This is a genomic window from Weeksella sp. HMSC059D05 (assembly GCF_001809725.1).
Lineage (GTDB): Bacteria > Bacteroidota > Bacteroidia > Flavobacteriales > Weeksellaceae > Weeksella > Weeksella virosa.
This window is the reverse complement of the sequence record NZ_KV798540.1, coordinates 1-2085: the sequence shown is the minus strand read 5'-3', so window position 1 is coordinate 2085 and position 2085 is coordinate 1. Positions and strand designations below refer to the sequence as shown.

Sequence of the window (2085 nt, the reverse complement as noted above, 5' to 3'; positions counted from 1 at the left end):
ATTTTTTTGTGATGCGTAACAACTGAGGAGTTCATTTGACACAATATAACAAGAAGAAAAAATAAAGCCAAGCAAACGTCAATTAGAGTTGGAGTAACTTTTCAGTATCGTATAAAGAAATTTATATTACAATGGAGAGTTTGATCCTGGCTCAGGATGAACGCTAGCGGGAGGCCTAACACATGCAAGCCGAGCGGTAGATTATCTTCGGATAATTGAGAGCGGCGTACGGGTGAGTATCGCGTATGTAACTTGCCTTATAGAATGGGATAGCCCGGAGAAATTCGGATTAATACCGTATATAAAGCTAGGTGGCATCATTTAGTTTTGAAAGATTTATCGCTATAAGATAGACATGCGTAAGATTAGATAGTTGGTGAGGTAACGGCTCACCAAGTCGATGATCTTTAGGGGTCCTGAGAGGGAGATCCCCCACACTGGGACTGAGACACGGCCCAGACTCCTACGGGAGGCAGCAGTGAGGAATATTGGACAATGGGTTAGCGCCTGATCCAGCCATCCCGCGTGCAGGATGACGGCCTTATGGGTTGTAAACTGCTTTTATATGTGAATAAACCTATCCACGAGTTGGATAGTTGAAGGTAGCATATGAATAAGCACCGGCTAACTCCGTGCCAGCAGCCGCGGTAATACGGAGGGTGCGAGCGTTATCCGGATTTATTGGGTTTAAAGGGTCCGTAGGCGGATCAATAAGTCAGTGGTGAAATCCTATCGCTTAACGATAGAACTGCCATTGATACTGTTGATCTAGAATTAGTTTGAAGTAGCTAGAATGTGTAGTGTAGCGGTGAAATGCATAGATATTACGCAGAATACCAATTGCGAAGGCAGGTTACTAAGTCTATATTGACGCTGATGGACGAAAGCGTGGGGAGCGAACAGGATTAGATACCCTGGTAGTCCACGCCGTAAACGATGGATACTTGCTGTTGGGTTTTCGGGCTCAGTGGTTAAGCGAAAGTAATAAGTATCCCACCTGGGGAGTACGATCGCAAGATTGAAACTCAAAGGAATTGACGGGGGCCCGCACAAGCGGTGGAGCATGTGGTTTAATTCGATGATACGCGAGGAACCTTACCAAGGCTTAAATGCATAATGACAGATTTAGAAATAGATTTTTCTTCGGACAGAATGCAAGGTGCTGCATGGCTGTCGTCAGCTCGTGCCGTGAGGTGTTAGGTTAAGTCCTGCAACGAGCGCAACCCTTATCATTAGTTGCCAGCGTTTAAAGACGGGGACTCTAATGAGACTGCCGGCGTAAGCCGCGAGGAAGGTGGGGACGACGTCAAGTCATCACGGCCCTTACGTCTTGGGCTACACACGTGCTACAATGGCCGGTACAGAGGGCAGCTACCAGGTGACTGGATGCGAATCTCTAAAGCCGGTCTCAGTTCGGATTGGAGTCTGCAACTCGACTCTATGAAGCTGGAATCGCTAGTAATCGCATATCAGCCATGATGCGGTGAATACGTTCCCGGGCCTTGTACACACCGCCCGTCAAGCCATGGAAGCTGGGGGTACCTGAAGTTGGTGACCGTAACAGGAGCTACCTAGGGTAAAACTGGTAACTAGGGCTAAGTCGTAACAAGGTAGCCGTACCGGAAGGTGCGGCTGGAACATCTCATATTTAGAGTATATACGATGTGTTAGTTACGTAACAACCTATTTGTTGCTTGGTTTTTTTCTTTATTTGTATATTTTATATTTATGTTGGATGTATATATAAAACAAGACCGCTCTTTTTAGAGTTTAGAAAGAGTCTCATAGCTCAGCTGGTTAGAGCGCTACACTGATAATGTAGAGGTCGGCAGTTCGAGTCTGCCTGAGACTACGAGGTTAACACTTAAAAAGAGGGGAATTAGCTCAGCTGGCTAGAGCGCCTGCCTTGCACGCAGGAGGTCATCGGTTCGACTCCGATATTCTCCACTATAGATCTTGTTATTTACTATCAAGATATAGAAGAAGTTCATTGACATACTGGAATAATTACTATAATTAATTATTATTTAATTGATTTAAATATAGTAAGCATATAGAAGACGATAAAACGATAAATCGAAAAAA

General features: G+C 44.8%; 2 tRNA genes and 1 rRNA gene. All 3 read left to right on the top strand.

Annotation, left to right across the window (positions count from 1 at the left end):
• The first annotated feature begins 128 nt into the window (after positions 1-128).
• The 3 genes from HMPREF2660_RS06070 to HMPREF2660_RS06060 all read left to right on the top strand — a co-directional run bounded on the left by HMPREF2660_RS06070 (position 129) and on the right by HMPREF2660_RS06060 (position 1947).
• Positions 129-1648, top strand: a 16S ribosomal RNA gene (locus HMPREF2660_RS06070).
• A gap of 130 nt (positions 1649-1778) precedes the next feature.
• Positions 1779-1852, top strand: a tRNA-Ile gene (locus tag HMPREF2660_RS06065).
• Positions 1853-1873: 21 nt separating this feature from the next.
• A tRNA-Ala gene (locus HMPREF2660_RS06060) sits at positions 1874-1947 on the top strand.
• Positions 1948-2085 lie beyond the last annotated feature (138 nt).